The following is a 7563-nucleotide window of genomic DNA, read 5'->3' on the forward strand; positions in this document are numbered from 1 at the left end:
CCGCCGACAGGTCGATGTTGCTGGGCAGCAGGTCCATGTTGGGGACCGCCGTCTTCAGCAGCACCTCGTCGGCCGCCATCCCCCGCTCCATGAGCAGGTTGTAGACGGTGAGGTCGAGCTCCATCGGGTTGACGCCGAGGCCGACCGACAGCGCGCCCTGCGGGTCGAAGTCCACGAGCAGCACCCGGCGTCCGTACTCCGCGAGCGCGGCGCCCAGGTTGATGGTCGACGTCGTCTTGCCCACGCCGCCCTTCTGGTTGCACATCGCGATGATCTTCGCGGGGCCGTGGTCGGTCAGCGGGCCCGGGATCGGGAAGTACGGCAGCGGGCGCCCGGTCGGGCCGATGCGCTCCCGGCGCTGTCGCGCCGCGTCGGGCGCGAGCGTGGCCGCGTACTCGGGATCGGGCTCGTACTCGGCGTCGGGGTCGTAGAAATGCCCCTCGGGCAGTTCGTCGTAGTCGGCGAAATGGTTGTGGGGCGCGCCACTTCCGTCGCCGGCCATGGCGTTCACGTGATGGCCATCCATGCTTCGGTGTGCAGTGCGAGTCGCCTGCTGACTCTGGTGGGCTGCGAAGGTGCGCACAGCGACGGAGCCGACAGGAGCGAACCCCGCGGGTTCCTGGCCCCGTGCAGGCGTTCCTGGTTGACCACCCCCGGGAGTAAATGTCGACTCATTCACAAGTCGTCTTACCTCCTTGGTGACCAGGAAACTTCTAGACAGGTCAGCGTGGCACCATGCCGACGGTTGGCGACTCTATGGCGTGTCGGCCGTCCGCAGCAACACAATCCACCGGACCCGGCCCGATGTGTCGGCAATGAAACATCCCTCTGTCAAGGGCGTACGGCCGTCGCACGGCAGGTTTCACCGGTGTGCGAATCGGTAGAAGGGTTACGTTCGAGGCGAGTTGTACCGGAATCAAGAAGTGACCATACACACATCCGGCCGGACCTTGTCGGGCAAGGTCCGGCCGGGTATGCGGCGTTGACGACCGAGGAGGGGATCCCCCCGATCGAGCGAGGCCGAGATCGGGGAGGTGTCGCCTTCACCGGTCGGCGACTTGGTCGACTTGACGCCTGGACGACTCAGCCGAGCAGGGAGGCGAGCTCCACGTGCTCGAGGCCGTGCGCCTCGGCGACCTCCTTGTAAACGACCTTGCCGTCATGCGTGTTGAGGCCCTTGGCGAGCGCGGGGTCGCGGCGCAGCGCCTCCACCCAGCCGCGGTTGGCGAGCTCGACGATGTACGGCAGCGTGGCGTTGGTGAGCGCGTAGGTCGAGGTGTTGGGCACCGCGCCCGGCATGTTGGCCACGCAGTAGAAGACCGAGTCGTGGACCTTGAAGGTCGGCTCGGCGTGCGTGGTGGGGCGGGAGTCCTCGAAGCAGCCGCCCTGGTCGATCGCGATGTCGACAAGGACACTTCCGGCCTTCATCCGCGAGACCAGCTCGTTGCTGACCAGCTTCGGGGCCTTGGCGCCGGGGATCAGGACCGCGCCGATCACGAGGTCGGCCTCCAGGCAGGCCTTCTCCAGCTCGAAGGCGTTGGAGACGACGGTCTGGATCTTCGTGCCGAAGATCTTGTCCGCCTCACGGAGCTTGTTGATGTCCTTGTCGAGCAGGGTCACGTGGAAACCCATGCCGATGGCGATCTGCGCGGCGTTCCAGCCGGAGACGCCACCGCCGATGACGACGGCCTTGCCGGCCAGCACACCGGGGACACCGCCGGGCAGCACACCGCGGCCGCCGTGGGCGCGCATCAGGTGGTAGGCGCCGACCTGGGCGGACAGCCGGCCCGCGACCTCGGACATCGGCGCGAGCAGCGGCAGCGCGCGGCTGGGCAGCTCGACGGTCTCGTAGGCGATCGCGGTGGTGCCGGACTGCAGCAGGGCGTCCGTGCACTCCTTGGAGGCGGCCAGGTGCAGGTAGGTGAAGAGGATCTGGTCCTTGCGCAGGCGGTGGTACTCCTCCGCGACGGGCTCCTTGACCTTCAGCAGCAGGTCGGCGGCGGCCCACACCTCGTCGGCGGTGTCCAGTATCCGCCCGCCCGCGGCGACGTACTCCTCGTCCGGGATCGAGGAGCCGGCACCGGCGCCGCGCTCGATGACGACCTGGTGGCCGTTGCGCACCAGCTCGTGCACGCCGGCGGGGGTGATGGCCACCCGGAACTCGTTGTTCTTGACCTCGCGGGGGATGCCGACCTTCACGTCGATCACGGTCCTTGGCTCAGAGGATATGGGGGTCTTACTACACATACCCGGGCGCACGGGGGCACACCGGGGGAGACCGCAGAAGATGGTGCGGCAGAGCCAGTCTAATGAAGGCGTTCCCGCTGTCTAGCCTTTCATTGCATCAATCTTCAGCAGATGTGCTGCGGATTTCGCAGGCGTTAGCTCCTTGTTCCGGCTCGGGGTCGCCCTCCAGGGCCTCTTCGCCCAGCATGCGCTCGGCCGTGCCGCGGTGCAGCGCGGCCGACGCGGGGTCGCCCAGGCGTTCGAAGGAGTCGGCCAGCCGCAGGTGCAGCGCCGCCTGCAGCCGGGTGTCCTCGGCCCGGCGCGCCCACTCCACGGCCTCCCGGCAGGTGCCCAGCGACTCCTCCAGCCGGCCCGCGTACTCCTGCACCCGGGCCAGTTCGCTGAGCGCCCGCGCCCGGGCGGCCACGTCCCCGTTCTTGCGGTGCCCGGCGACGGCCGCGCGCCAGTTGCGCAGCGCCTCGCCGTAGCGGCCGGCGTAGGTGTGGGCGGCGCCGATACGGCCGTAGAGCCGGGCGGCGTCCGCACGCTCGTCCCGGGCGAGCCGCTCGGCCAGGGCCCGGCCGAACCAGTCGGCGGCCCGGTCGTAGTCCCCGAGCTCCAGGTGCGCGCCGCCCACGGATTCCATCGCGCGGCCGATCGCGTACGGGTCGCGCGCCGCGCGCCCCGCGTCCAGCGCGGCCCGGTAGCGCACCAGGGCGTCGGCCGTGCGGCCGGTGCGGGCGTCGAGGTCGCCGAGGTTCAGCAGGGCCGCCGCCCGCTCCCGGGGCAGGCGGCGGCGCTCGGCGACGTCCAGGACCAGGCCGTGGACGGTGTACAGGTCGCTCGCGGCCGCCCGGGTGCCGACGTGGGCCACCATGGCCCGCACCAGCTGGGACATCAGCCGCCGGGCCAGGGTGTCCAGCTCCCCGTCGGCGACCGCGAGCCGGGCGGCGGCCAGCAGGGCGGGCCTGCTCAGGCGCAGCCAGTCGGCGGCGGCCCGGGGGCTGGGGAAACGCACGGAACGCGGCATGCCGAGGAGCTTCTCGCGCGCCAGGGGGCTGTCGGTCTCGGTGATCGCCCTGCAGGACTGGAGCAGCCGTACGGTCCGCTCCAGCATGCGGGCGCGGGCCAGTTGGAGTTCGGCGGGGCGCTCGTGGGTCTCGGCGAGGGCGCGCAGCAGGGGGTGCAGACAGCCGGGCACCTCGTACTGCGGCAGCGGCGAGGCCACCGCGTGCAGCAGACCGTGGGCGGCGAAGCCGTCCAGGGCGGTGCGGGCGGCGTCCACCGGGCAGCCGGCGAGCGCGGAGGCCGTGTGCGGGTCGACCAGGCCGGCCGGGGCGAGGCTGAGCAGGCGCAGCATCCGGGCGGCGGACGCCGGCAGTGAGGCGTGCACGAGCTGGAGGACACGGCCGGCCACGGTGGACTGGCCGGTCTCCGCGTGCAGCTGCTTGGCGAGGTCGGCGACGGCGGCCTTGGGCCGGGCGGCGAGCCAGCCCCCGGCCAGCACCAGGGCGGCCGCCTCCCCCTCGCACAGCTCGGCGAGTCCCTCGGCGGCCCGGGGGTCGACGGTGATGCGGACCGACCCGGCGGCCCGGGACAGCAGTTCCACCGCGGACTTGGTGTCGAGGCCGCCGAGCGTGCACGGACGGACGTCCGCGATCCCGGTCAGCGGACCCGAGGAGACGGTGACGGCCAGGCAGTCCGGGTTGTCCGGCAGCAGCGCGTCGACCTGCTCGGCGTCGGCCGCGTCGTCCAGCAGGAGCAGCGTCCGGCGGTCGGCGAGGGCGGTGCGCAGCGCCCCGGTGAGATCGTCCTCGGGGGCTCCGGCGGGGGCGGGCACCTCCAGCGCGTCGAGCAGCTCGCGCGCGGCGCGCTCGACGGGCACGCGCGTGCCGTCGGATTCGGTCAGGCGGGCGCGCAGCACCCCGTCGGGGTAGCGGTCGGCGACCTGGCGGACGAGTTCCTCGGCGAGGGCCGTCCGGCCGGAGCCCGGGCGGCCGGCGATCAGCAGCACGCGCGCGCGGGGCGCCTTGCGGCCCGAGAGGGTGTCCAGTCCCGTGCGCTCGATGTCGGCGCGCAGTTCCTTCAGCTCCCTGGTACGGCCCAGGAACCGGCCCTCCACAGCCGCGTCCCGGGAGAGCCGCACACTGTCCGGGTCCACCGCCTGCTCCGTCACGGGCCACACTCCCGTCCCACCGCACGCGCGAGCCCGCCCCGGTGCGAAGGGCGTCGCGCCTGCTTCTCGGCTCACTCGCGAAGAGCCTAGTTCACGCTCTGCCACGTTCCCGGCGGAGCGCCGCGGGCACATCCCTCGATCGGATCAACCGATGGTCACATCATCACGGGTGTACGGGAGACCGGACGGAATCAGGCCTCGAACGGACGCGCGGGCCACGGCGCCTGAGCCGGACGCAGCGCGTCCAGCCCGTCCCCGGCCCGTGCGGCGACGAGCGAGAGGACACCCACCACGAGGCAGTTGTTGTGCAGCTCGCCGGCCAGCACCCCGCGCACCAGCTCGTCGACGGACACCCGGGCCAGCTCCATGTCGGCCTCCTCGTCCTCGACCTCGAAGCGATCGCCCTCGGCCTCGGACAGACCACGGGCGAGGAAGACCCGTACGGCCTCGTCGCAGCCGCCGGGGGTGGTGTACACGTCGGTCAGCACCCGCCAGTCCTCGGCCTTGACGTGCGCCTCCTCGTACAGCTCGCGCTGGGCGGCGTGCAGCGGGTTCTCGCCGGGGACGTCCAGCAGGCCGGCCGGGAGCTCCCACAGCTTGTGGCGCACCGGGTGACGGTACTGGCGCAGCACCAGGACACGGCCGGCGTCGTCGAGGGCGAGGACGGCCACGGACCCGGGGTGGACCTGGTAGTCGCGGCGGACCACGGTCCCGTCGGGCATGACCACGTCGTCGGTGCGGACGGAGGTCTTCTTGCCCGTGAAGGGGGTCTCGGTCGCCCGGATCTCCCACTCCTCCGGGGTGTCCTTGATCGTCATGCCTGTCCTTCCGAACGTACGGCGGTCGCGCGTGTGCACTGCGTGAGAAAACAGCCGGGGCGCGGACCGTTTGAAGGTTCGCACCCCGGCAACCGTACAACTGGTGTGTTACTTCGAGATCTTCCGCTCGACCGCGGCCTTGACGAGGCCCGCGAAGAGCGGGTGCGGACGGGTCGGACGCGAGCGCAGCTCGGGGTGCGCCTGGGTCGCGACCAGGTACGGGTGGACCTCGCGCGGGTACTCGACGTACTCGACGAGCTTGCCGTCCGGGGAGGTGCCGGAGAACACGATGCCCGCCTTCTTCTCCAGCTCCGCGCGGTAGGCGTTGTTCACCTCGTAGCGGTGGCGGTGGCGCTCCTCGACGTACTCCTTGCCGTCGTACACCTCGCGCACGATCGAGCCCTCGGCCAGCTTGGCCGGGTACATGCCGAGCCGCATGGTGCCGCCCATGTCGCCCTCACCGGCGACGATGTCCAGCTGCTCGGCCATGGTGGAGATGACCGGGTGGGAGGTGGCCGGGTCGAACTCGGTGGAGTTGGCGTCGGAGATGTCCGCCAGGTTGCGCGCCGCCTCGATCACGATGCACTGCAGGCCCAGGCAGAGGCCGAGCAGCGGGATCCTGTTCTCGCGGGCGTACCTGATCGCGCCGACCTTGCCGAGCACACCGCGGTCGCCGAAGCCGCCGGGGATGCAGATGCCGTCGACGTCGCCGAGCTGCGCCTGGGCGCCGGCCGGGGTCTTGCAGTCGTCGGAGGTGACCCACTTGATCTTCACGCGGGCCTTGTTGGCGAAGCCGCCCGCGCGCAGCGCCTCGGTGACCGAGAGGTAGGCGTCGGGCAGGTCGATGTACTTGCCGACCAGGGCGAGGGTGATCTCGTGCTCGGGGTTGTGGACGCGGTCGAGCAGGTCGTCCCAGGTCGTCCAGTCCACGTCCCGGAAGGGCAGGTCGAGCTTGCGGACGACGTAGGCGTCCAGGCCCTCGCCGTGCACGGTCTTCGGGATGTCGTAGATCGAACGGGCGTCGGGGCAGGCCACCACGGCGGCCTCGTCGACGTCGCACATCAGCGAGATCTTGCGCTTGATCGCGGTCGGCACCTCGCGGTCGCAGCGCAGCACGATCGCGTCCGGCTGGATACCGATGTTGCGCAGCGCCGCGACCGAGTGCTGGGTCGGCTTCGTCTTCAGCTCGCCCGAGGGGCCGATGTACGGCAGGAGCGAGATGTGCACCACGAAGACGTTGTCCCGGCCGACCTCGTGACGGACCTGGCGGACGGTCTCCAGGAACGGCAGCGACTCGATGTCGCCGACCGTGCCGCCGACCTCCGTGATCACGACGTCCACCTCGTCCGTCGCCATGCGGCGGATGCGGTGCTTGATCTCGTTGGTGATGTGCGGGATGACCTGGACCGTGTCGCCCAGGTACTCGCCGCGCCGCTCCTTGGCGATCACCGTCGAGTAGACCTGACCGGTGGTGACGTTGGCGGAGCCGTCGAGGTCGCGGTCGAGGAAGCGCTCGTAGTGGCCGATGTCCAGGTCGGTCTCGGCACCGTCGTTGGTGACGAACACCTCACCGTGCTGGAAGGGGTTCATCGTGCCGGGGTCGACATTGAGGTACGGGTCGAGCTTCTGCATCACGACGCGCAGGCCCCGTGCCTTGAGCAGCATGCCGAGGCTGGAGGCGGTCAGCCCCTTGCCGAGCGAGGAGGCGACACCCCCGGTGACGAAGATGTGCTTGGTCGTCGTGGATTTGGGCGGCATGGCCAAGAGGGGGCTCCCGTGGTCGCGGTCTGGAGGATGCGGTTCCGGGGTTTCTCGCCCACCGGTCCACGGGCTACCAGCGTATCAGCGCCGCGACGCGATGGCGTCCGGGCACGCTCCGCGCACGCACCGACACGGACGCGGACCCCCCGCGGCTCCCTCTTCCGCCGCTCACCCGCTCAGCGGAGCCGCATTGCCCGGAGCGGCACACGGATCATCCACGTGCGTCGTATCCTGCTCGGACACTCACTGACGAGCCCGGCCGGCCGAACGGCACCACCCCCGCCCGTAAGTCCCGGAACAACGACAGCTCGTCAGTTCGTTGAGCAACAGTTGGCGCTTTGCAGGAGACTGAACGACTGCTGTGCTTCACCGCTCAACGACGTATTGCACAAACCCCTTGACCGCACTAGCGACAGCCCCCTCGCGGGGTGACGTGGCCGTTCGACTGGAGTTGCACGTGGCCGGGCGCATCGAAGACTACGCACTCATCGGAGACATGCAGACCGCTGCCCTGGTCTGCCGGGACGGCACGGTGGACTGGCTGTGCCTGCCCCGCTTCGACTCGCACGCCATCTTCGCCGG

The 7563-nt window shown here is 70.8% G+C and carries 6 protein-coding genes; 1 reads left to right on the forward strand and 5 read right to left on the reverse strand.

The window, feature by feature from the left end; genetic code table 11:
• The 5 genes from RIM90_RS29320 to RIM90_RS29340 form a co-directional block, all read right to left on the reverse strand.
• A partial coding sequence (locus RIM90_RS29320) for an AAA family ATPase (protein WP_309063770.1) occupies window positions 1–679 on the reverse strand: 679 nt, incomplete at its 3' end.
• A 404-nt stretch (window positions 680–1083) separates the two neighbouring features.
• On the reverse strand, window positions 1084–2208 hold the full coding sequence (gene ald / locus RIM90_RS29325; protein WP_309063771.1) for an alanine dehydrogenase: 1125 nt from the start codon (window positions 2206–2208) through the stop codon (window positions 1084–1086).
• A 136-nt stretch (window positions 2209–2344) separates the two neighbouring features.
• Window positions 2345–4402, reverse strand: coding sequence for a tetratricopeptide repeat protein (locus RIM90_RS29330; protein WP_309063772.1), 2058 nt, complete (start codon window positions 4400–4402; stop codon window positions 2345–2347).
• Between the two features lie 191 nt (window positions 4403–4593).
• Complete coding sequence (locus tag RIM90_RS29335) at window positions 4594–5220, reverse strand: NUDIX hydrolase (RefSeq protein WP_309063773.1); 627 nt, start codon at window positions 5218–5220, stop codon at window positions 4594–4596.
• A 108-nt stretch (window positions 5221–5328) separates the two neighbouring features.
• Window positions 5329–6978, reverse strand: coding sequence for a CTP synthase (locus RIM90_RS29340; protein ID WP_309063774.1), 1650 nt, complete (start codon window positions 6976–6978; stop codon window positions 5329–5331).
• Between the two features lie 436 nt (window positions 6979–7414).
• Here RIM90_RS29340 and RIM90_RS29345 point away from each other — a divergent pair.
• A partial coding sequence (locus RIM90_RS29345; RefSeq protein ID WP_309063775.1) for a trehalase-like domain-containing protein occupies window positions 7415–7563 on the forward strand: 149 nt, incomplete at its 3' end.

This window comes from Streptomyces sp. (assembly GCF_031181555.1).
GTDB classification, from domain to species: domain Bacteria; phylum Actinomycetota; class Actinomycetes; order Streptomycetales; family Streptomycetaceae; genus Streptomyces; species Streptomyces fimbriatus.

What these genes read in the sequence shown, in the direction of transcription:
- RIM90_RS29335 (WP_309063773.1), bottom strand. Translation starts at nt 5,220, where the DNA reads ATGACGATCAAGGACACCCCGGAGGAGTGGGAGATCCGGGCGACCGAG.
- RIM90_RS29340 (WP_309063774.1), bottom strand. Translation starts at nt 6,978, where the DNA reads ATGCCGCCCAAATCCACGACGACCAAGCACATCTTCGTCACCGGGGGT.